We start from the raw sequence: 20179 nt of genomic DNA, 5'->3' as shown, positions 1-20179 counted from the left end.
CGGTATCTCCTAGCGATAGCTGATTTGCGGTGCTGAGTTCACGCTCCGTAGACAGCACTACTGCGGACGCCGCACTGCGATCCGCCTACATCGACGTGCTCTGCCTACCGTGCGGTAGGTAGACTACCGAATCGATAAGCGGAGGACCAACCTCGATTTTCGGGGCATGCCCTCCGCTTCCGTCGCTTGATGAGAGGATCGTCGCATGAGCGCCCGCAGTACCTCCGGATCAGTCGTCGCAGGTCAAAGCACCAAGGACGCGATTCGCGAGGCGGCGATCCGGCTGTTTTCCCACAAGGGCTTCGAGCAGACCAGCCTCCGGGAGGTCGCGGATGCGGTGGGAATCACAAAGGCGTCGCTCTACTATCACTACGCATCGAAGCTGGATCTGCTGCTGGCCATCATCGAGCCGATCTTCGACGACATGAACAGTGTCGTCGACGAACTCGACGGTGTGCCCTACAGTCCGCAGCGCTCGCGCGAGGTTCTCGAACACCAGTTGCGGACGATGCTGCGCCATCGCACCGCCGGGACGATGTGTGTGCGCGACACCGTGGCCATCGTCAATGCCATCGGCGACCGCTATCCCGATCTGCTCGACATGCACGGGCGGCTGTGTCACTGGCTGGCCGGGCCCGATCCCACCGATGAGACGCTGTTGCGGGCCAGTGCCGCACTGGAGGTGCTGAGCACGGTGTTGTGGTCGAAGGAACTGGTACCCGACGCGGCCGACGCCGAGATCGAACGGGTGCTGCTCGCCGCCGCGCTGACCGTGCTGACCGGGCCGCGCTAGTGCACGTCACGGCGAGGGTCGATCACGCGGTCCGCATTCTGCTGGAAATCGCTCGCGCTCAACCGGATGCGGTGAAGGCGGAGACGATCGCCACGGCGCAGGGGATCTCGCCGAAGATTCTGGAATCCATTGCCGCGGAACTGCGCCGGGCCGATCTGGTGGTCAGCCGGCGCGGTCCCGACGGCGGCTATCGGCTGGCGCGCCCGGCCGAGGGGATCAGTGTGGCCGATGTGATCCGCGCGGTCGAGGGGCCGCTGGCCTCGGTGCGCGGGCAACGGCCCGAGGACGTGGAGTACTCCGGTGTGGCCGCCCCGCTGCAGCGGGTGTGGATCGCGCTGCGGGTGAACATCCGTGCGGTACTGGAACAGGTGTCGATCGCGGACATCGCCCAGGACGAGCTGCCGGAGTTCATCACCGGGCTCACCGCCGATCCGGGCGCCTGGACACGGCGGCCGGCGCCGGTTGTCCCGGCATCCGGAAATTAGTCGAATCCGCTATCGGTGAGCACCCGACGGTGCCGGTCAGGGCGGTTTCGCCGACGGAAAAATGTGGCCGACAACGGCCCGGAATACCGGTAGCCTGCACCCATCATGTTGATCCGGTTGCTGCGCGCCTTTCTCGCCCCCTACCGCACCCAGTTGGTGGGGGTTGTTGTGCTGCAGCTCATCTCCGTCATCGCCATGCTCTATCTGCCCAGCCTGAACGCCGACATCATCGACAACGGCGTCACCAAGGGTGACATCGGCTACATCTGGACCACCGGTCTGTGGATGTTGCTGGTGTCGGGGGTACAGATCGTGGCCTCGGCGTTTTCGGTCTATCTGGGCGCACAGGCCGCGATGGGTGCGGGTCGGGAGATGCGCGCGGCACTGCTGCACCGGGTGGGCACCTTCTCGGCCCGTGAGGTCGGCATCTTCGGCGCGCCGTCGCTGATCACCCGCAACACCAACGATGTGCAGCAGGTTCAGCTGCTGATCGTGATGAGCGTGACCATCGTCGTGATGGCCCCGATCATGTGCGTGGGCGGCATCGTGATGGCGTTGCGCCAGGATCTGGGCCTGTCCTGGATCCTGCTGGTCGCCGTGCCGATTCTCGGGCTGACCATGGGGTTGATCATCACCCGCATGGTGCCCGGTTTCCGGCGCGTGCAGGAACGCATCGATGTGGTGAACCGGGTGCTGCGCGAGCAGATCACCGGTATCCGCGTGGTGCGGGCCTTCGTGCGGGAACGGCACGAGGTGGCGCGCTTCGGTGTCGCCAACGACGAGCTGACCTCGGCCTCGTTGTTCGTCGGCCGGTTGGCGGCGCTGATGTTCCCGGTCGTGATGCTGATCAGCAACCTGACAACGGTCGCGGTGATCTGGTTCGGCGGGCACGCCATCGACTCGGGTTCGATGCAGATCGGCTCGCTGACCGCGCTGCTGTCCTACATCATGCAGATTCTGATGGCGGTCATGATGGCCTCGTTCCTGGCGATGATCGCGCCGCGTGCGGCGGTCTCGGCCGAACGCATCGCCCAGGTGCTCGAGACCGATTCCTCGGTGGTGCCCCCGGCCGTGCCGAAGCCCTTCGCCGCAGATCCGGGCATCGTCGAGCTGAGCGGGGCGCAGTTCAAATTCCCGGGCGCCGACGAACCGGTGCTGCGCGACATCACCTTCCGGGTGGAACCCGGACAGACCACGGCGATCGTCGGCTCCACCGGATCGGGTAAGACCACGCTGGTCGATCTCATCCCGCGATTGATCGATTCGACCGAGGGGCAGGTCCGGGTCGGCGGTACCGAGGTACGAGAGCTCGATATGGATCTGCTGCGTTCCCAGATCGGCCTGGTACCGCAGAAGGCCTATCTGTTCTCCGGCACGGTCGCGGACAATCTGCGCTACGGCGATCCCGAGGCCACCGACGAACAGCTCTGGGAGGCACTGGAGATCGCGCAGGCGGCCGATTTCGTGCGCGAGATGCCCGAGGGCCTGCAGACCCCGGTCGCCCAGGGCGGCACCACGGTGTCGGGCGGGCAGCGGCAGCGGCTGGCCATTGCCCGAGCCCTGGTGAAGAAGCCCAAGATCTATCTGTTCGACGACTGCTTCTCCGCCCTCGATGTCGCGACCGATGCCCGGGTGCGCGACGCGCTGCGGCCGCACACTCGCGAGGCCGCGGTGATCACGGTGGCCCAGCGCATCTCGACCGTCCGCGATGCCGACCAGATCGTCGTCCTCGAGGACGGTGCCATGGTGGGCCTCGGCACCCACGAACAGCTGTTGCGCGAATGCGAGGAGTACCGGGAGATCGTGGAATCGCAGTTCAGTCCAGAGGAGGCGGCCCGATGAGCTATTTTCGCGTGGCCGCTGATCGGGCCAACCGGGTGCGGGTGTCCCGCAAGACACAGGGCGGCCCGATGAGCTATTGTCGCGTGGCCGCTGATCGGGCCAACCGGGTGCGGGTGTCCCGCAAGACACAGGAGGCGGCCCGATGAGGCCGGGGGCTCCTATGCCCGGTGCTCCGGGGCAGAAGGCCAAGTCGTTCGGACCCACGTTGAAGCGGCTGCTCGCGCGGCTGGCGCCGGACCGGATCTTCGTGGCCGTGATCTTCTTGCTGACGGTCGCGGCGGTCGTGATGAACACGCTCGGCCCGCAGATCCTCGGTAAGGCCACGAACCTCATCTTCGACGGTGTCATCAGCAAACAGTTCCGGTCCGACCTGACCAAGGATCAGGCGGTGGCCTCGCTGCGCGAGCAGGGCCAGGACCGGCTCGCGGGCATGCTCTCCTCGATGAACATCAATCCCGGTCACGGCGTCGATTTCGGCGCGGTGGGCCGGGTGCTGGTGCTGGTCCTGGTGCTCTACATTCTGGCCGCGTTGTTCAACTGGTTGCAGGCGTATCTGCTGGCCACCGTGATCAACCGGGCGGTGCAGCGGTTGCGCAGCGAGGTCGAGGACAAGATCCATCGGCTGCCGCTGAAGTATTTCGACACCAATGCCCGCGGCGATGTGCTGTCTCGCGTCACCAACGATGTCGACAATGTGGCGCAGAGCCTGCAGCAGACCATGAGTCAGCTGGTCATGTCGGTGCTGTCGGTGATCGGCATCCTGATCATGATGTTCTGGATCTCGTGGTTGCTGGCGCTGATCGCATTGCTCACGGTGCCGGCCGCGGTGATCGTCACCGCCCAGATCGCCAAGCGGTCCAAGCCGCATTTCATCGATCAGTGGAAGTACACCGGTCAGGTCAATGCCCAGGTCGAGGAGGCCTTCACCGGTCACGAGGTGATCACCGCCTTCGGCCGTGTGAACGAGGTCGGCGCCGAATTCGACAAGCGCAACGACAAGCTCTACCAGGCCAGTTTCAAGGCGCAGTTCATCTCCGGGCTGATCATGCCGGTGATGATGTTCATCGGGAACCTGAACTACGTGCTGATCGCCGTCGTCGGTGGTCTGCGGGTGGCCTCGGGCAATCTGTCGCTGGGTGAGGTGCAGGCGTTCATCCAGTACTCGCGCCAGTTCAGCCAGCCGCTGACGCAGATCGGCTCGATGATCAATCTGCTGCAGTCCGGTGTCGCCTCCGCGGAGCGGATCTTCGAGATCCTCGACGCGGAGGAGCAGATCCCCGACCCACGCGATCAGGACCCGCGTCCGATCGATCGCGGCCGGGTCGAATTCGACGCGGTGTCGTTCCGCTACGAGGCCGACAAGCCGATCATCGACGATCTGTCGCTGGTCGCCGAGCCCGGCCATGTGGTCGCCATCGTCGGCCCCACCGGTGCCGGTAAGACCACCCTGGTCAATCTGCTCGAGCGGTTCTACGAACTGGATTCCGGCGCGATCACCATCGACGGTGTCGACATCACCACCATCGGCCGCGACCGGCTGCGCTCGCGGATCGGCATGGTCCTGCAGGACACCTGGCTGTTCGGCGGCACGATTCGGGAGAACATCGCCTACGGCGATCCGGAAGCGACCGAGGAGGACATTCTCGCGGCCGCCCGCGCGGCCTATGTGGATCGCTTCGTGCACTCGCTGCCCCTGGGCTACGACACGGTGATCGACGAGGAGGGGTCCGGCGTCAGCGCGGGTGAGAAGCAGCTCATCACCATCGCCCGCGCCTTCCTGGCCAAACCCACCATCCTGATCCTGGACGAGGCCACCAGTTCGGTCGACACCCGCACCGAACTGCTGGTACAGCAGGCCATGGCGGCCTTGCGCCGCGATCGCACCAGTTTCGTCATCGCGCACCGGCTTTCGACCATCCGCGATGCGGATCTGATCGTGGTGATGGAAGCGGGGCACATCGTCGAACAGGGCACCCACGATCGCCTGCTCGCCGGCCGCGGCGCCTATTTCCGCCTCTACAACGCACAGTTCGCGGGTGCGGCGGTGGATCAGGATCTGGTCGACGAGGAAACCGTCGACGCCGTGTAGACGTCGCAGCGACGACGGCCCCGCCCCGGTATCCGGAGCGGGGCCGTCGTGTCGTCGGTGACCGGCCGGGACTCGGAGCATCGTGATCGCGGCCGCCTGGCAGGATGACGGCGTGTCCGATCCCACCCAGTTCGCCTTCACCATCGGTACCCGGCTGCCCGGTCGGCACGGCCGCACCGGGGTGATCAGCACACCGCACGGTGACGTCGCCACCCCGGCCTTCATCCCGGTCGGCACGAAGGCGACGGTCAAGGCGGTGCTACCGGAGACGATGGCCGAGATCGGGGCGCAGGCGCTGCTGGCCAACGCCTACCACCTGTATCTGCAGCCCGGTTCCGACATCGTCGACGAGGCCGGCGGGCTGGGCCGGTTCATGAACTGGCCCGGCCCCACCTTCACCGACAGCGGCGGGTTCCAGGTGATGTCGCTGGGCGTCGGTTTCAAGAAGGTGCTGGCGATGGAGGCGGTCGGGGTACAGAGCGATGAGGTGATCGCCAAGGGCAAGGAGCGCCTCGCCGTGGTCGACGACGACGGTGTCACCTTCCGCTCCCATCTGGACGGCTCGAAACATCGGTTCACTCCGGAGGTTTCGATGGGCATTCAGCACCGTCTCGGCGCCGATGTCATGTTCGCCTTCGACGAGCTGACCACCCTGTTCAACACCCGTGGTTATCAGGAGAAATCACTGCAGCGCACGCACGAGTGGGCGCAGCGCTGCATCGATGAGCACGAGCGCCTCACCGCGCGGCGATCGCACCGGCCGTACCAGGCGCTGTTCGCGGTGATCCAGGGCGCGCAATACGAGGATCTGCGCCGCAAGGCCTCTCGTGATCTGGATGCGATGCGAGGTATCGGAACGGGTTCGGCCTTTGATGGTTTCGGTATCGGCGGTGCGCTGGAGAAGGCCAATCTCGGCACCATCGTCGGCTGGTGCTGTGCCGAACTGCCGGAGGACAAACCGCGGCATCTGCTGGGTATCAGTGAGCCCGAGGATTTCTTCGTCGCCATCGAGAACGGGGCCGACACCTTCGATTGCGTCAACCCCTCCCGGGTGGCCCGCAATGCCGCGATCTATGTCCGCGCGGGCCGATTCAACATCAACACCAGTCGTTTCCGCCGCGATTTCACTCCGATCGACGACACCTGCGACTGCTACACCTGCGCCCACTACACCCGTGCCTACATCCATCACCTGTTCAAGGCGAAGGAGATGCTGGCCGCCACGCTGTGCACGATCCACAACGAGCGCTTCACGATTCGCCTGGTCGACGATATCCGCGCGAGTATCGACGGCGGGTACTACGACGAGTTCAAGACGGAGTTCCTCGGTCGCTGGCAGGGCCGGATCCGCTTCGAGTAGCGGAGCGGGACCGGCCCGCGAGCGGATTCCTAGCTGTGCAGCGCCGGCCTGTCCAACGGCGCGTAGCTGGGTTCCTTCTTCTTCAGATAGGCGATGACGCGGTAGCTGATCGGCATGACCAGCACCTCGCACAGGGTCTTCCACACGAACCCGACGATCACGTAGTTGATGAACGCGCCCCAGGTGTCGATCCCGATGGCGGTGGCCGCGATCGAGCAGAAGATCAGGGTGTCGCCGAATTCGCCCGCGACGGTGGAACCGAGCAGCCGGGCCCACAGATGCTTCTCCTTGGTGCGCTCCTTGATCAGCACCAGCGTCATCGAATTCAGGAACTGGCCCACCACGTAGCCGGCCAGTCCGGCGGCGACCAGCTGCGGAGTGGTACCGGCGACGGTGCGGAAGGCGTCCTGACCGTCGTAGAACTCGGCGGCCGGTAGGCCGATGGCGATCCAGAAGCACACCACCATCAGGATCAGCATGCCGAAGCCGTAGTAGATGGTCCGGCGGGCGGCCTTGAAGCCGTAGACCTCGCTCAGCACATCGCCGATCACGTAGGCCAGGGGGAACAGGAAGAAGGCACCGTCGGTGGTGATCGGCAGGATGTCGATGGGGCCGAGGGATATCTCGTGGCCGGTGAAGAACTGGACGCCTTTGGTGGCGCAGATGTTGGAGATCATCAGAGTGGCCGTGAACAGTGTCACGATCAATGTGAAGGGACTCCCCGCGGCCTGCGCGAATGCTGCGTGTTCGACCGCGGGGCGTCCAGACTCCCCGGTCGGTGTCGTTTCTCGTGTCTCGCTCACGACCAGTGCACAATACCGGCACCGACCCTCGGTGGAATAGGCTGTTCCAATGACGAATCCCGGCGATTCCGACGAATGGTGGAAACAGTACGGTGGGGAAGGCGTGTCGTCCGATTCGGGCGGCCAGCAGTCGGTACCGCCGCAGTCCTCGGCTCCGCAGCAGCCCCCGGCCACTCCGCCGCCGGCGGGTTATCACTCCGCACCCGGTCAGCCGATGCCGCATCAGCCGACGCAGCCCGGTCCGCCGCCGCCGTCCTATCCGAGTTATCCCCAGCCCCAACCACAACCACAGCCCTACGGTCAGCCCGCCTACGGCTATCCGAATGCGGCGCCATATCAGCCCTACGGATACGCGCAGCCGCAACAGGGGACCAACGGCCTGGCCATCGGCTCGCTGATCGCCTCGGTGCTGGGCCTGTGTACCTGTATCGGGTCGATCGTCGGGATCATCCTGGGTGTCATCGCGCTGAACCAGATCAAGGAGCGCGGCGGCCAGGGACGCGGAATGGCGATCGCCGGCATCTGCGTCGGTGCCCTCGGCATCGTGGTGGCCATCGTCTGGGTCATCATCAACATCGCGGTGTCGACCTGACCGGCAGCCGCGACCTCAGTGGTGGCGGAGTGGATTCGGATGCTCGGGGTCCAGAATCCACGCCGCGCGGGGCACCGACGCGGGGGTGAACTGGTCGAGCAGTGCGCGCGGCGTCTCGCCGTGGTAACCGAGCGATGCCGCCAGCAGCGCGAACACCTGCCGCGGTGTTTCACCGCGAGCCGTCCGGTCCCGCAGGGTCACCGCGCCGTCGCGTTTGGCGAGCCGGGCGCCGTCGGTGTTGAGCACCAGGGGGACGTGCGCGTAGCGGGGGACCGCGAGCCCCAGCTCGGTGGCGAGGTAGGCCTGCCGGGGGGAGGAGGGCAGCAGATCGTCACCGCGTACCACCTGATCGATACCCTGTGCGGCATCGTCGATCACGACGGCGAGGTTGTACGCCGCGGTCCCGTCGCCGCGGCGCAGGACGAAATCGTCGACCACGCCTCGATAACTGCCGTGGATCTCGTCGGCGATCTCGAATTCCGTTGTCCGTGAGCGCAAGCGCAGGGCCGGTGGCCGGCCCTGTGCGCGTCTGGCCGCCCGATCGGCGGTATCGAGATCGCGGCAGGTACCGGGATAGGCGCCCATCGGTCCGTGCGGCGCCGTGACGGCCTGCTGGATTTCCTTTCGCGTGCAATAACATTCATAGGTCATCCCGGCCGCGGTGAGCCGGTCGATCGCCTCGTCGTAGTACCGCGTGCGGTCCGACTGCCGGGCGACCGGGCCGTCCCAGTCGATTCCGATGGCGGCGAGATCGTCGAGCTGGCGCTGCTGTGCACCCGGCCGCACCCGGTCCAGATCCTCGATCCGGAGCCGGAAATTGCGGGCCGAGCAGCGCGCGAACAACCAGGCCAGCACCGCGGTACGCAAATTACCCAGATGCAGATCGCCGGACGGGCTGGGCGCGAAGCGGCCGGCGCCGGCGGTGTGCGGGATCATCCGCGCAACCGCGGGCACAGGGTGGCTTCGGGGATGGCCCGGCCGGCGTCGAGTTCGCTCAGCAGACCTCGAGCATGTGCGATGAGGCCGTTCGCGTCGATGTCGTACGGCGGCTCGGGGATGGTCCCCAAGCGACCGATCGCCCGCTCGAGCAGGGTGCGAGCACCCTTGGGATTCCCGCGCTGGATGTGTGTGAGGCCGACTGCGTACTGGGCCAGGCCCTGCCACAGCATCCTTTCCGCGAACGGGCCGTTCTTCCAGGCGGCCTCGAGGACCTCATGGGCGTTGAAGGCCAGACCCTCGTCGAGCAGGCGCTGGGCGTAGTCCAGGGTTTCGTCTGCGGGAAGGTCGAGATCATCCGGAATTCGGGCCACCCCCACACTTCCGGGCGGTAGCGGTCGCCCGAATCGGTCCCGAGGACGGGCATTTCGGGCGTGTCCGGTATCGTCGCGATCTCGTTCCAGCACAAACCCATGATCCACCCAGAGTGACCGCGTGGTTTATCGGGTGCCTTCCAGCCGGTCACCGGCAGTATTTCTATACGGACGGATTTGTTTACCGGATCGTTCTCCGGTCATTTGGCAATTTCTCCGCTAATAGTGAATGAAAATTCTCATGCACAATTCGAATGATTGAATCTCATACGATGTGCGCGATGTTTGTATCGTGCTGCTAGGGTGCTCTCCCGGGGGGACGCCCCGAGGGCCACCATGGCGGTGTGCGCCTCGTGAGTTGGTCGGTGAATTGTATAGTTTGTGCGCTGTGACCAGGCGCATCGTGGGAGCGCGCCCCGCTTCGGGGGTACGGTTCCCGCCGAGCGAAGAAGGCTTTTTGCGTTATCTACGATGGTTGAGGAGAGGCAGTGATGAAGGTTGATTTTGCTGGCGCGGTGTGGCGTAAGAGTAAATACAGCGGTCCCGATGGAAACTGCGTAGAAGTTGCTTTTCTGGGTGATGGCAATGTTGGGGTTCGTGATACGAAAGAGCGTGGTTGCGGCCCCATCCTCGCATTCGAACCCGGTGAGTGGGATGCGTTCGTATCGGGTGTGACGGCCGGGCGGTTCGGCACCGCCTGATCAGCGGCCGATCGAAGACGGCCCCGGGTCGGATGACCCGGGGCCTTGCTGTGCACCGGTCGATTCGATGTGCCGGTCAGTGCCGGGCGGGGGGCCCGCCGCGCAGCGCCGACATCCGGCGCTGCTCCTGATCGTGTTCGGCGGCGTCGAGTTGTTCGCGCTGCGCGGGCGGATCCGGCCGCAGGAAACTGCCGCTACCGGGCGAACCGGCCAGCCCCAGCCGATTGGCCTTCTTCGGCACCGCGGCACCCTGATATTCCAGCGGCACCGGCTTCCCCTTCGGATCCACCGGGCCCAGCGGCTGATGGATCTCGATGTACTCACCGTGCGGCAACCGGCGCAGGATCCCGGTCTCGATCCCGTGGGTGAGAACCGCCCGATCGGCACGCTGCAGCGCCAGGCACATCCGATGGGTCAGGAAATACGCCAGCGGTGGAACGGTCAGCATCGCGATCCGGAAGAACCAGGTCGTGGCATTGAGCGAGATCTGGAATTTCAGCGCGATGATGTCGTTGACGCAGGCCAGCGTCAGCACCAGATAGAACGCCAGCGCCATCGCGCCGATCGCGGTGCGTACCGGTACATCGCGCGGACGCTGCAGCAGATTGTGTGCCGCGCGATCGTGGCTCAGTCGTCTCTCGATCCACGGGTAGCCGATCAGCGCCGTGAACACCAGTGTCATCAGAACCACCACGCCGAAGGCCGCGGGCACGGTGTGCCCGAACAGATACAGCTCCCACGGCGGGAACAGGCGCAGGAAGCCGTCGGTCCACATCAGGTAGAAGTCGGGCTGGGTGCCGGCCGAGACCTGAGCCGGGTTGTAGGGGCCGAGATTCCAGATCGGATTGATCTGCGCGACCCCGCCCAGGATGGCGACCACCGCCAGCGTGAACATGAAGAACGCGCCCTGGTCCACAACGAACACCGGCACGATTCGCGTTCCCACCACGTTCTTCTCGGTGCGGGCCGGGCCGGGGAACTGGGTGTGTTTCTGGTACCAGACGATCGCGACGTGTGCTGCGATCAGCGCCAGCATGATGCCGGGGAACAGCAGTATGTGCGCGACGTAGAGACGCGACAGGATGATCGTGCCGGGGAAGTCGCCGCCGAACATCGGCCAGTGCAGCCAGGTGCCGATCAGCGGAATTCCCATGGTTATTCCCGCGAACGCGGCGCGCAGTCCGGTTCCCGACAGCAGGTCGTCGGGCAGTGAGTAACCGAAGAATCCCTCGAACATCGCCAGGATCAGCAGCAGACAGCCGACCACCCAGTTCCCCTCGCGAGGTTTGCGGAACGCGCCGGTGAAGAAGACGCGGCACAGATGCACGATGATCGATGCGGCGAAAAGCAGTGCGGCCCAGTGATGTACCTGCCGCACGAACAAGCCGCCGCGTACCTCGAATGACAGATTCAGTGCCGACTCGTAGGCGCGCGACATGGTTACACCGCGTAACGGCTGGTAAGAGCCGTGATAGACGACCTCGGTCATGGATGGGTCGAAGAACAGTGTCAGATAGACGCCCGACAGCAGCAGGATCACGAAACTGTAGAGCGCGATCTCGCCCAGCAGGAATGACCAGTGGGTCGGGAAGACCTTGTTGATGGACCGCTTCACGAAGCCGGCCGCCCGGTATCTCTGATCGATGGCGTCGGCTCGTCCGGCCGCGCGAAATTCTCGAACTGTCATGGTTGGCACCCCGCCCCGGGCATCGAGAGTTCGTTACTACTACAGAGCGTAGCACTAGCTATGACCTGCGTCGATAGCTTCGATGCAGGAATTTGTGGACAGCTGTGGATAGGGTCGGCGGGTGGAATGTCTGACGCCCCGGGATGCCACCGGGTTCTGGTTGTCGCGCCGGGCCCGCAACGATCTGTTCCTGCTGTACTGCTTCGACGACGCCGGATATTCGGACGACTGGTTGCGGGCGGCGGTGATCGAGCGCAGCGCGCGGATTCCGGATCTGCGGCTGCGGATCCGCGAACATCGATTCGCCTATCCCGACTGGGAGCCCAGCGATTTCGACGACTCACAAATAGTCGTGCACAACCTCGGTGAGCCGCTGTGGACGAATGTGGAAGCCGCGGTGGGGCAGCTGCTGGGCGACGGATTGCCCGCCGAACGATATGTGTGGCGGTTGCACCTGTTCCGCGGAATTCGCCAGGCACCGGGCGGGTCCGGCCCGGCAGTCGTTGTGGTGCTGCAACTTTCGCATGCGCTGGCGGATGGAAGACGGGCGGCCGCGATCGCTCGTGAACTGCTGACCGGATTGGGGGAGACCGGCCCGGACCTGGGGAGTTCTGTGGATGGTTCGGGATCGCGTCGTTTCGGCGAGATCGCCACCGAGGGGGCGGCGCTGCTCGGGCTCCCGTTCGGTCTCGCGCGCACGGTCGTTCGTGGTTTCGCCGCCGCACGTGCCGGATCGGAAATGGAGCGGCTCGCCGCCGCGGGTGAGATACCGGGGCCGGCACCGGATTTCGAGCCGACTCTCGTGAATCGCGGGCCTGCTCCCGCGCGCCGGAGCGTCCGGATGATCGTGGGTGAGCAGCTGCGCGTTCCCGGGCATACGGTCACGGTGGTCGCACTCACGGCCATCTCGGTCGCGATGAGCGGCTACCTCGGCGGCCGGGGTGAGCCCGCCGAGCGCCTCGGTGCACAGGTCTCGGTCGCGGGGCGGCCCCCGGCCGATCCTGCGGGCGGTCCGAAAACTCACCCACGCAACAACTATCGTGACGTCACCGTCGATCTCGCAGCGGCCGAGCCGGACCTGTGCCGCCGGGCCGGCCACATCGCCCGGGCTCTCGCCGAACGCCGCGCCCGTGCGACCCATCCGTTGCAGTCGGCCCGTGACCACGTCACCGCGGCACTGCCCGCCCCGGTCCTGCGTCGCGATCTCGCGAACTTCCCGCTCGACTCGATTCCGGCCCGAATATCGGGCCACACGGTACTTTCCAGTGTCGATCGCGGTCCGGCGGATCTCTCGATCGCGGGCGGCGCGGTCCGCTTCACCGCCGGCTTCCCCGCTCTCGGCGCGGTCATGCATCTGACCCACGGCCTGCACGGCCTCGGGCGGGCAGTCACGGTATCCATCCACGCCGATCCCCGGGTGCTGCCCGATGTGGACGAATACGCCCAGCTGTTGCGCGCGGCCCTGCGTGATGTCGCCGATCGGCTACGGGGATAACCGATTCCGGCGGGCCCGGTATCGCTCGTACCCGTCGGCGCGCTGCGCCTCAGCGTGCGAGGATCGCGATGAACGCACCGATGAACAACACGACCGCGATCGTGATCAAGGTGAGCCGGTACGTGGATTCCGGTTCCCCGGAACGTGATTCGAGATCTCGATCGAGGACCCGGCCGGTGCCGGCATCCGGTCCGACCGCGCGGCGAATATCCCCGAGGGCCCGCAGCGCGCCCGTGCCATCGGTGCGATCCAGCGCGGCGTGCAGCTCACGCACTTTTTGGTCGAGGTACGTATCGGTGTCGTCGGCGTAGCGCATCATGTATCCCTCCCCGGTCCGGTGGGCGCGTATCACCGACGGTGACCACACCGCTCTGCCATGTTGCTCCGGACCTGCTGCACGGTACCCGCGAACCTTCGAGCTACGCCGCGACGGGTGCGTGGGATGGTGTGACCGGGGCGTGGAAACGCGCGACGCCTGTGTCGTGAAGTGCCCAAGAGATTGTGGAAGAAGGTCGACACCTCTTTCCGTATTCAATATATAGCCGACAGGGGGGCTTGCGGCAAGGCCCCGGTCATGCCGCACACTATTGCGCCGTGGCCGCAACCAGCGGAAACGGGTGATCGTGTGGTAGCTGGGAAGGGACATATGTCTGATCAGGGGTACGAGGACGAACTGCGCTCCGAGGACAGCTATGTGGCCGGACTCTACGAGCGACTGGACGCCGAGCGGGCCCGGGCGCGGGCCGGTCACAAGGCCGCGCTGCGCGGTGGTGCGGCGCTCGTGGAGCGCGATGCGGAGGTGCGAGCGCTGGCCCGGGAAGTGCGGCGACTGGAGGTGGCCGACAACGGACTGTGCTTCGGCCGGCTCGACACGGTCGCGGGTGAGCCGTCCTATATCGGCCGCATCGGCCTGTTCGATCAGGCGAACGAATTCGAGCCGCTGCTGCTCGATTGGCGGGCGCCGGCGGCGCGGGCGTTCTATGTCGCCACCGCCGCCAACCCGGAGAACATGCGGCGGCGCAGGCAGTTCCGATCGCGTGGGCGACGGGTGGCGGAATTCACCGACGAGGTCTTCGGTCGTCCCGGTGCGGGGGAGCGCGGGGACGCGGCTCTGCTGGCGGCGGTGAACGCGCCCCGCGGTGCGGGAATGCGTGACATCGTCGCCACCATCCAGGCCGAACAGGACGAGATCATCCGGCTCGATCACCCCGGTGTGCTGGTGATCGAGGGCGGTCCGGGGACCGGTAAGACGGTCGTCGCACTGCATCGGGTCGCCTATCTGCTCTATACCCAGCGCAAGCAGATGGAGCGGCACGGGGTGCTCGTGGTCGGGCCGAATCCGGAGTTCCTGAATCACATCGGCCGGGTGCTGCCGTCACTGGGCGAGACCGACGTGGTGTTCACCACCACCGGTGACCTCGTACCGGGTCTGCACTGCACAGCCGACGACACCCCGGAGGCCGCCCGGCTCAAGGGCTCGCTCGCCATCCTGGGGGTGCTGGCGGCCGCGATCGCCGATCGGCAGCGCCTGCCGGAGCAGCCGATCACCGTCGAGCTGGCCGATGTCACCGCGCGCATCGATGCCGAGACGGCGGAATGGGCCAGATCGGAGGCCCGCGCCGGCGGACTGCCACACAACGAGGCGCGTGCGAAGTTCCGCGAGATCATCACCTATGTCCTCACCGAACGGTCGATCGCACGAATCGGCAAGGGCTGGCTCACCCGCGAGGATCGGGACGCGTGGGAGGACATGCGGTCCGACCTGACCGCGGAACTCGCGGACAGCGATCAGTTCGCCGCCGCCCTCGATCAGCTGTGGCCGATTCTCACCCCGCGCGAGCTGCTGGCCACGCTGTACTCCTCACGCGAGCGGTTGCGGGCGGCCGGTGCGGACCCGGCGTTGTGGCGAGAAGAAGGCGATGCCTGGACCGTGTCGGATGTGCCGTTGCTCGACGAGTTGGTCGACCTGCTGGGCCCGGACAAGCCGGCCGATCGGACCGCCGAGCGTGAACGAGCGGCCGAGGCGCAGTACGCCGCCGGGGTGCTGGACCTGATGACCGACCGCGCGGACATGATGGACGACGAGGACCATCTGTTCGCCACCGATCTGCTGTACGCCGAGGATCTGGCCGATCGCTTCACCGAGCGAGACACCCGCGAACTGGCTGAACGCGCTGCCGCGGACCGGGATTGGACCTACCGGCACGTCGTCGTCGACGAGGCGCAGGAACTGTCCGCGATGGATTGGCGGGTACTCATGCGCCGCTGTCCCGGACGTGCCTTCACGGTGGTCGGTGATCTGGCACAGCGCAGATCACCGGCCGGTGCGACATCGTGGGACACCGTATTCGAGCCGTATGTCCCGGGCCGCTGGCGCTACCGGACGCTGTCGGTGAACTATCGCACCCCCGCGGAGATCATGGCGGTCGCCGCGGCGGTGCTCGCCGATTTCGCACCTGGTGTGCAACCGCCGGAATCGGTTCGCGCCTGTGGTGTGCAGCCGTGGTCCCGGCGGGTCACAGCGGACGAAACGGCCGCTGCCATCGAAGATTTCGTCGCCGATGAGGCCGGACGCGAGGGGACCAGCATCGTGATCGGCCCGCCCGGTGTGCCCGGGACCGTCCCGGCCTCGGAAACGAAGGGACTGGAATTCGATGCGGTGCTCGTGGTGGAGCCGGAGCGCATCCTCGACACCGGCGGGCGCGGTGCGGCCGAACTCTACGTCGCCCTCACCCGCGCCACCCAGCGCCTCGGTGTCCTGCACACGGAACCGCTACCGCACGCCTTGGCGGGGCTCACCGAACTGGGTGTGGCGGCCGGAAACAGACAGCCCGCCTAGCGATTTCGCGGACCGGCCGACGGCGCCCGCCCGGTGCCGGCAGCGTACTGCCGGCACCGGGCACCCCTCGGGCGATATCGGCACCGCCTCAACCGGGCGGCCCGCATCCGCCGCGCATGATGAGGGCATGGGCCGGACACCACTGTGTCATCGGCAGGCGGCTGCGACCGTTCCCCGTGGTCAGCTCGAATTCCACCAACCCCAGCCAGGTTCCGTCGCCGGCCCGCGCCCAGGCGTGTAGCCGTCCCGGAATTCGCCCGGTCATATCCAGTCCGCCGGCCAGGACCCCGCCTGCCGCATCGCGCCCGGCCGGTGGATGTGTCGGGATCGCCGCCGCGATATCGACCAATACCGGCATGGGTGGGGCCACGACCCGGTGCAGGGCGTGCTCTCCTCTCTCCGGCCAGTGTTCGAACATGTGTTCGATCATAAACCAGAGTGCCGACAGATAGCTCGTGCGCGAGGAGTCGGTTTGCGTGTCGTCGTACGTCGGCGTGGCGGTGGCGGGAACCCCGAGTTCGGTGCCGCCGAACCTGTTTCGGCAACCGGGCCTCGCGGTGGAATCCTCGCCTCAGCGGGTGACCGCGATCTCCTGCTCGACGCGCGAGAGCTTCTCCGGGTTGCGCACCACGTACAGGCCCGTGATCAGGCCGTCGTCGACACGCACCGTCAGGACGTCGTCGATCTTCCCGTCGATCCGGACGATCAGTGCCGGGCGGCCGTTGATCTGGGCGGACTCCAACGCGGCGAGGGTGCGCAGGCGCGGCAGTCCGACCTTCAGGACCCGGGCCACCTGCTCGGCGCCCGCGATCGGCCGCGTCACCGCCTGGACCAGGCCGCCGCCGTCACCGAGCAGGACCACGTCCGGGGCCAGCATGTCGACCAGATGCTGCAGATCGCCGGTTTCGATGGCCCGCCGGAACGCCTCGATCGCCCGCTGTGACTCCTGCGCCGACACCACCTCGCGCGGCCGGCGCGCGGCGACATGGCCCCGGGCGCGGTGCGCGATCTGACGCACCGCGGCGGGCGTCTTGTCCACCGCCGCGGCGATCTCGTCGTAGTCCAGATCGAACACCTCGCGCAGCACGAACACCGCGCGCTCGGTCGGCGTGAGGGTCTCCAGCACCAGCAGCATCGCGGTCGAGACACTGTCGGCCAGCTCGACGTCTTCGGCGACATCCGGCGTCGTCAGCAGGGGTTCGGGCAGCCAGGGGCCGACATAGGACTCCTTGCGGCGGCCGAGGGTGCGCAACCGGGTCAGCGCCTGCCGGGTGGTGATGCGCACCAGGTACGCGCGCTGGTCGCGGATCTCGTCGAGATCGACGTCCACCCAGCGCAGCCAGGTCTCCTGCAGTACATCCTCCGCGTCGGCGGCCGAGCCGAGCATTTCGTAGGCGACGGTGAACAGCAGATTGCGGTGGGTGACGAACGCCGCGGTGGCGTCCTCTGTTTGCTCGCTCATGGGTTGCTCCTCGACGTCGACTCCGGCACATCACCAGACGCTCGGCGGCCCGGCCCTGTGACAGTCACCGTCGGTGATCTGAACCACAGCATAAGTCTGTCACGGGCATCGTTCCGGACGCGTCTGGTGTGCATCCAGCAAGTGACTACCGAGGATGGATCATGGAACCCCGTATCGACCTCACCACCGACGAATTCGGCGTCAAGTTCGGCAAGCGCTTCGGCAATGCCGCCATGCTGATCTTCCAGACGGGATTGCCCGCCGCGACAACAGAACTGGTCGCATTGCGCATCAGTCAGATCAACGGCTGTGGCTGGTGTATCGACCTGCACACCAAGGAAGCGGCCGCCGCCGGTGAAACCCCGGTGCGCCTGGCGCTCGTCGCCGCCTGGCGCGAGGCCATCGTGTTCACCGAGGCCGAGCGCGCTGCCCTGGCCCTGGCCGAGGAAGGCACCCGGATCGCCGACGCCCAGCCCGGCGTCTCCGACGACACCTGGGCCCGGGTCCGCGAGCACTACGACCAGGAACAGAGTTCCGCCCTGGTCTCGCTCGTCGCGCTGACGAACGCCGCCAATCGCCTCGGCGTCATCACCCACATGCGCGGCGGCGCCTACGAACCCGGTGCCATGGCCGCCGCCAACGGCTGACCGACGGAAAAGGCGATTGTCCGCGGCGGTTGCCGACCGTCGAGGTCTCAGCCCTCCGACACCAGCCGCCGTGTCGTCCGCCGGGCGAATTTCTCGACGGCCGCCGGAGTGACGGGCGTGAAGAAGTTGACGAGATTGCCGTCGGGGTCACGCAGCAGCAGCGACCGATTGCCCCAGGGCATCGTGGTGGGCTCGGTGACGAACTCGCCGACGAACTCGCGCAGATTCCGGTGTACGAGGTCCACGTCGTCGACGAGGAATTCGGTGATCACACTCTGGTTGTCCGCCGGCCGGGCCGATCCCGGAGCGAACAACCCGACGGTGCGAGCGCCCGCGATGGCGAGCGTGGCGGTGGGCATCTCGATCTCGGCGAATTCCTCGGTGGCCCACACCGCTCGCGTACCGGTGGCCCGCTCGTAGAACTCGACGAGGCGCGCCACGTCGGCGGTGATGATGCGGATCGAAACGAAATCCATGCTGTTCTCCTCTGCAGCCGTTGCCATTCCGGCAGGCTAGGAGCAATAGCGGACAGCGACGATCCGCGATCGGAAGCGGGCGAGAACCCGTCCCGATACGCGAAAACGCCCGCCACCGAATCGGTGGCGGGCGTTCCCGTTGGCGGAGGATAGGGGATTTGAACCCCTGAGGGCGTTAACCCAACCCGCGTTCCAGGCGAGCGCCATAGGCCACTAGGCGAATCCTCCGCAGAGCAATATACCGGGTAGACCCCGAAGAACGGAAAACGGTCCTATTTCCGCATCCCTGCCAGGGCTTTCTTCAACTGGTCCTTGCAGGTGGTGCCGACATCGTCGGTGCTGATCGTCTTGTCGGACTGGATCCGCAACTCGACCTTGGCCGAGACGTTGGAGTCCAGCGTCGCGCAGGTGTAGTCGAGGGTGACGAAGCTCGAGTAGTCCTGTTGATAGGCCGCGTAGTAGGCGGAGGTGCCGATGCCCGCGATATCGCCGGAGGTGCGTCCGCTACCGGTGGTCTTGGTGTCGGAGTTCTTCCAGGAGTTGTAATCGGGGTCGCCGTACTTGCTCTTGAAATCGGCCTCGAAGTCGAGGTCGGACCCGTTGCTGCCGTACTTGCCGGCCCCGTCGTAGCTTGCGCGGCAGGACAGATTGCCACCGCCGTAGCTGGCTTCGGGTGCGCGTTCGGTGTGCTCGGGTGTCTTGGCGGTGGGGGCCCACTTGCTCAGGACCGTCGCATCGACCAGCGAGCAGGCATTGGTGATGTTGGCCATCGAGTAGTTGCCGTCGACGCCGTCCTTCTTGGCGGTGGTGCCGCCGCCACCACTGTCGTCACCGCTCAGCGCGACCACTCCGATCACGATGCCGATCACGACGATCAGACCGACGACACCGCCGATGATCAGCGGTGTGTTGTTCTTTCGCGGCGGCTGCGGATAACCCGGTTGCTGCGGCGCGTAATGCGGCGCGTACTGCTGCTGCGGCGGGGGCTGCTGGGGATAGCCCGGTTGTGACGGCGGCTGCGGTGCCTGGGGCCACTGCCCGCCGCTGTGATACGCGTCGAATCCGGCGCCGAGCACGGTGGGATCGGTGCCGGTCACCGGCCCGGGACCGGGGTGACCACCCATGACCGTCGGATCGGTACCGGTGAGCGGCTGATCGGAAGTGGCCGGCGTCGACCACCAGTGCACGGTTTCGTTCGGCTGGTTTCCCTGCCCCGGTTGATCGGGCCCACCGTGCGGTGGGTTACTGCCTGTCACGTCTTTCCTCCGGTCCTGGCGCGGAAGCCCCCTCGAGAATGTTGCAGGTGATGGTATCGACTTCCGGCGTGCGAGTCTCGGGGGGTGACCGGGGCGTTATGGGAAGGACGGCACGAGGTGGCCGCCCGGATTCCCCGATCGCCGCGGATATGACTACACTGGCCGACGGATCCCGCGCGGCGCGCATCCTGTGAACTCCCCCAGGGCCGGAAGGCAGCAAGGGTCAACGGGCTCTGCCGGGTGCGCGGGGTCCTCCTATATTTCGGGGGAAACTCATCTGCCACGAGGCGCACTCGGCGAGTAACGTGGTCGGCTGGACCGGCGCCAGACGTGCTCGATCCA

The 20179-nt window shown here is 66.3% G+C and carries 20 protein-coding genes, 1 tRNA gene and 1 other RNA gene; 12 read left to right on the top strand and 10 right to left on the bottom strand.

What is annotated here, in order from left to right; all coding sequences use genetic code 11:
• Window positions 1–205 precede the first annotated feature (205 nt).
• The 6 genes from AB0L57_RS06005 (at window position 206) to tgt (ending at window position 6569) form a co-directional block, all read left to right on the top strand.
• Window positions 206–793, top strand: a complete 588-nt coding sequence (locus AB0L57_RS06005; protein WP_364957905.1) for a helix-turn-helix domain-containing protein — start codon at window positions 206–208, stop codon at window positions 791–793.
• Entirely contained in the window at window positions 793–1278 is a 486-nt protein-coding gene (locus AB0L57_RS06000; RefSeq protein WP_364957902.1) for an Rrf2 family transcriptional regulator, read from the top strand. Before AB0L57_RS06005 ends, AB0L57_RS06000 begins: the two co-directional genes overlap by 1 nt.
• A 105-nt stretch (window positions 1279–1383) precedes the next feature.
• A complete protein-coding gene (locus AB0L57_RS05995) occupies window positions 1384–3120 on the top strand; it encodes an ABC transporter ATP-binding protein (protein ID WP_364957899.1) in 1737 nt (578 codons plus the stop codon).
• The gene (locus AB0L57_RS05990; RefSeq protein ID WP_364957896.1) at window positions 3117–3266 is read left to right on the top strand and encodes a hypothetical protein; all 150 of its coding nucleotides are present in this window, start codon (window positions 3117–3119) and stop codon (window positions 3264–3266) included. The genes AB0L57_RS05995 and AB0L57_RS05990 overlap by 4 nt, the downstream gene beginning before the upstream one ends.
• Entirely contained in the window at window positions 3263–5209 is a 1947-nt protein-coding gene (locus tag AB0L57_RS05985; protein ID WP_364957893.1) for an ABC transporter ATP-binding protein, read from the top strand. The genes AB0L57_RS05990 and AB0L57_RS05985 overlap by 4 nt, the downstream gene beginning before the upstream one ends.
• A 112-nt stretch (window positions 5210–5321) precedes the next feature.
• A complete protein-coding gene (gene tgt, locus AB0L57_RS05980; RefSeq protein ID WP_364957889.1) occupies window positions 5322–6569 on the top strand; it encodes a tRNA guanosine(34) transglycosylase Tgt in 1248 nt (415 codons plus the stop codon).
• 29 nt (window positions 6570–6598) lie between these two features.
• Here tgt and AB0L57_RS05975 read toward each other — a convergent pair whose 3' ends face one another.
• Window positions 6599–7276, bottom strand: a complete 678-nt coding sequence (locus tag AB0L57_RS05975) for a queuosine precursor transporter (RefSeq protein ID WP_364959266.1) — start codon at window positions 7274–7276, stop codon at window positions 6599–6601.
• 145 nt (window positions 7277–7421) lie between these two features.
• Between AB0L57_RS05975 and AB0L57_RS05970 the strand changes: the two genes are divergently transcribed.
• Window positions 7422–7964 carry a DUF4190 domain-containing protein gene (locus tag AB0L57_RS05970; protein WP_364957886.1) on the top strand — a complete coding sequence of 181 codons (543 nt, stop codon included), beginning with the start codon at window positions 7422–7424 and terminating at the stop codon, window positions 7962–7964.
• A 15-nt stretch (window positions 7965–7979) separates the two neighbouring features.
• Here the strand turns inward: AB0L57_RS05970 and gluQRS are convergent, their stop codons facing one another.
• Both gluQRS and AB0L57_RS05960 read right to left on the bottom strand, forming a co-directional pair.
• Window positions 7980–8900: a tRNA glutamyl-Q(34) synthetase GluQRS gene (gene gluQRS / locus AB0L57_RS05965; protein WP_364957883.1), complete on the bottom strand. Its 921-nt coding sequence runs from the start codon at window positions 8898–8900 to the stop codon at window positions 7980–7982.
• Window positions 8897–9367: a DUF309 domain-containing protein gene (locus tag AB0L57_RS05960; protein WP_364957881.1), complete on the bottom strand. Its 471-nt coding sequence runs from the start codon at window positions 9365–9367 to the stop codon at window positions 8897–8899. Before AB0L57_RS05960 ends, gluQRS begins: the two co-directional genes overlap by 4 nt.
• A gap of 398 nt (window positions 9368–9765) precedes the next feature.
• On the opposite strand from AB0L57_RS05960, the gene AB0L57_RS05955 reads away from it, so the two are divergent.
• Complete coding sequence (locus AB0L57_RS05955) at window positions 9766–9975, top strand: DUF397 domain-containing protein (protein ID WP_364959264.1); 210 nt, start codon at window positions 9766–9768, stop codon at window positions 9973–9975.
• Window positions 9976–10051: 76 nt separating this feature from the next.
• On the opposite strand, the gene AB0L57_RS05950 is transcribed toward AB0L57_RS05955, so the two are convergent.
• Window positions 10052–11662 carry a ubiquinol-cytochrome c reductase cytochrome b subunit gene (locus AB0L57_RS05950; protein ID WP_364957878.1) on the bottom strand — a complete coding sequence of 537 codons (1611 nt, stop codon included), beginning with the start codon at window positions 11660–11662 and terminating at the stop codon, window positions 10052–10054.
• A 121-nt stretch (window positions 11663–11783) separates the two neighbouring features.
• On the opposite strand from AB0L57_RS05950, the gene AB0L57_RS05945 reads away from it, so the two are divergent.
• Window positions 11784–13157: a hypothetical protein gene (locus AB0L57_RS05945; protein WP_364957875.1), complete on the top strand. Its 1374-nt coding sequence runs from the start codon at window positions 11784–11786 to the stop codon at window positions 13155–13157.
• 49 nt (window positions 13158–13206) lie between these two features.
• On the opposite strand, the gene AB0L57_RS05940 is transcribed toward AB0L57_RS05945, so the two are convergent.
• Entirely contained in the window at window positions 13207–13476 is a 270-nt protein-coding gene (locus tag AB0L57_RS05940; RefSeq protein ID WP_364957873.1) for a hypothetical protein, read from the bottom strand.
• A 327-nt stretch (window positions 13477–13803) separates the two neighbouring features.
• Between AB0L57_RS05940 and helR the strand changes: the two genes are divergently transcribed.
• Window positions 13804–15996 (top strand): RNA polymerase recycling motor ATPase HelR, encoded by a 2193-nt coding sequence (gene helR / locus AB0L57_RS05935; RefSeq protein WP_364957870.1) that lies wholly within the window; start codon window positions 13804–13806, stop codon window positions 15994–15996.
• A gap of 88 nt (window positions 15997–16084) precedes the next feature.
• Here helR and AB0L57_RS05930 read toward each other — a convergent pair whose 3' ends face one another.
• Complete coding sequence (locus AB0L57_RS05930) at window positions 16085–16414, bottom strand: hypothetical protein (protein WP_364957867.1); 330 nt, start codon at window positions 16412–16414, stop codon at window positions 16085–16087.
• A gap of 153 nt (window positions 16415–16567) precedes the next feature.
• Entirely contained in the window at window positions 16568–17458 is an 891-nt protein-coding gene (locus AB0L57_RS05925) for an RNA polymerase sigma-70 factor (RefSeq protein WP_364957864.1), read from the bottom strand.
• Between the two features lie 161 nt (window positions 17459–17619).
• On the opposite strand from AB0L57_RS05925, the gene AB0L57_RS05920 reads away from it, so the two are divergent.
• Window positions 17620–18105 carry a carboxymuconolactone decarboxylase family protein gene (locus tag AB0L57_RS05920; protein ID WP_364957861.1) on the top strand — a complete coding sequence of 162 codons (486 nt, stop codon included), beginning with the start codon at window positions 17620–17622 and terminating at the stop codon, window positions 18103–18105.
• Window positions 18106–18152: 47 nt separating this feature from the next.
• Here the strand turns inward: AB0L57_RS05920 and AB0L57_RS05915 are convergent, their stop codons facing one another.
• The 3 genes from AB0L57_RS05915 to AB0L57_RS05905 all read right to left on the bottom strand — a co-directional run bounded on the left by AB0L57_RS05915 (window position 18153) and on the right by AB0L57_RS05905 (window position 19837).
• Window positions 18153–18581, bottom strand: a complete 429-nt coding sequence (locus tag AB0L57_RS05915) for a VOC family protein (protein ID WP_364959262.1) — start codon at window positions 18579–18581, stop codon at window positions 18153–18155.
• 140 nt (window positions 18582–18721) lie between these two features.
• Window positions 18722–18809 (bottom strand) — tRNA-Ser (locus tag AB0L57_RS05910).
• Window positions 18810–18853: 44 nt separating this feature from the next.
• Window positions 18854–19837 (bottom strand): hypothetical protein, encoded by a 984-nt coding sequence (locus AB0L57_RS05905; RefSeq protein WP_364957858.1) that lies wholly within the window; start codon window positions 19835–19837, stop codon window positions 18854–18856.
• Between the two features lie 164 nt (window positions 19838–20001).
• Here AB0L57_RS05905 and ffs point away from each other — a divergent pair.
• Window positions 20002–20096, top strand: an RNA gene (gene ffs / locus AB0L57_RS05900) — signal recognition particle sRNA small type.
• The last annotated feature ends 83 nt before the right edge of the window (window positions 20097–20179 follow it).

The sequence above is a fragment of the Nocardia sp. NPDC052254 genome, assembly GCF_040679495.1.
Classification (GTDB): Bacteria; Actinomycetota; Actinomycetes; order Mycobacteriales; family Mycobacteriaceae; genus Nocardia.
The sequence above is the reverse complement of the archived record's forward strand: the minus strand, read 5'-3'. Positions and strand labels throughout refer to the sequence as shown.

Bases quoted from the DNA above. Each gene is read 5' to 3' on its own strand.
- AB0L57_RS06005 (WP_364957905.1), top strand. From the start codon at position 206: ATGAGCGCCCGCAGTACCTCCGGATCAGTCGTCGCAGGTCAAAGCACC.
- AB0L57_RS05995 (WP_364957899.1), top strand. From the start codon at position 1,384: ATGTTGATCCGGTTGCTGCGCGCCTTTCTCGCCCCCTACCGCACCCAG.
- AB0L57_RS05990 (WP_364957896.1), top strand. From the start codon at position 3,117: ATGAGCTATTTTCGCGTGGCCGCTGATCGGGCCAACCGGGTGCGGGTG.
- AB0L57_RS05985 (WP_364957893.1), top strand. From the start codon at position 3,263: ATGAGGCCGGGGGCTCCTATGCCCGGTGCTCCGGGGCAGAAGGCCAAG.
- AB0L57_RS05970 (WP_364957886.1), top strand. From the start codon at position 7,422: ATGACGAATCCCGGCGATTCCGACGAATGGTGGAAACAGTACGGTGGG.
- gluQRS (WP_364957883.1), bottom strand. From the start codon at position 8,900: ATGATCCCGCACACCGCCGGCGCCGGCCGCTTCGCGCCCAGCCCGTCC.
- AB0L57_RS05955 (WP_364959264.1), top strand. From the start codon at position 9,766: ATGAAGGTTGATTTTGCTGGCGCGGTGTGGCGTAAGAGTAAATACAGC.
- AB0L57_RS05950 (WP_364957878.1), bottom strand. From the start codon at position 11,662: ATGACAGTTCGAGAATTTCGCGCGGCCGGACGAGCCGACGCCATCGAT.
- AB0L57_RS05940 (WP_364957873.1), bottom strand. From the start codon at position 13,476: ATGATGCGCTACGCCGACGACACCGATACGTACCTCGACCAAAAAGTG.
- helR (WP_364957870.1), top strand. From the start codon at position 13,804: ATGTCTGATCAGGGGTACGAGGACGAACTGCGCTCCGAGGACAGCTAT.
- AB0L57_RS05930 (WP_364957867.1), bottom strand. From the start codon at position 16,414: ATGTTCGAACACTGGCCGGAGAGAGGAGAGCACGCCCTGCACCGGGTC.
- AB0L57_RS05925 (WP_364957864.1), bottom strand. From the start codon at position 17,458: ATGAGCGAGCAAACAGAGGACGCCACCGCGGCGTTCGTCACCCACCGC.
- AB0L57_RS05920 (WP_364957861.1), top strand. From the start codon at position 17,620: ATGGAACCCCGTATCGACCTCACCACCGACGAATTCGGCGTCAAGTTC.
- AB0L57_RS05915 (WP_364959262.1), bottom strand. From the start codon at position 18,581: ATGGATTTCGTTTCGATCCGCATCATCACCGCCGACGTGGCGCGCCTC.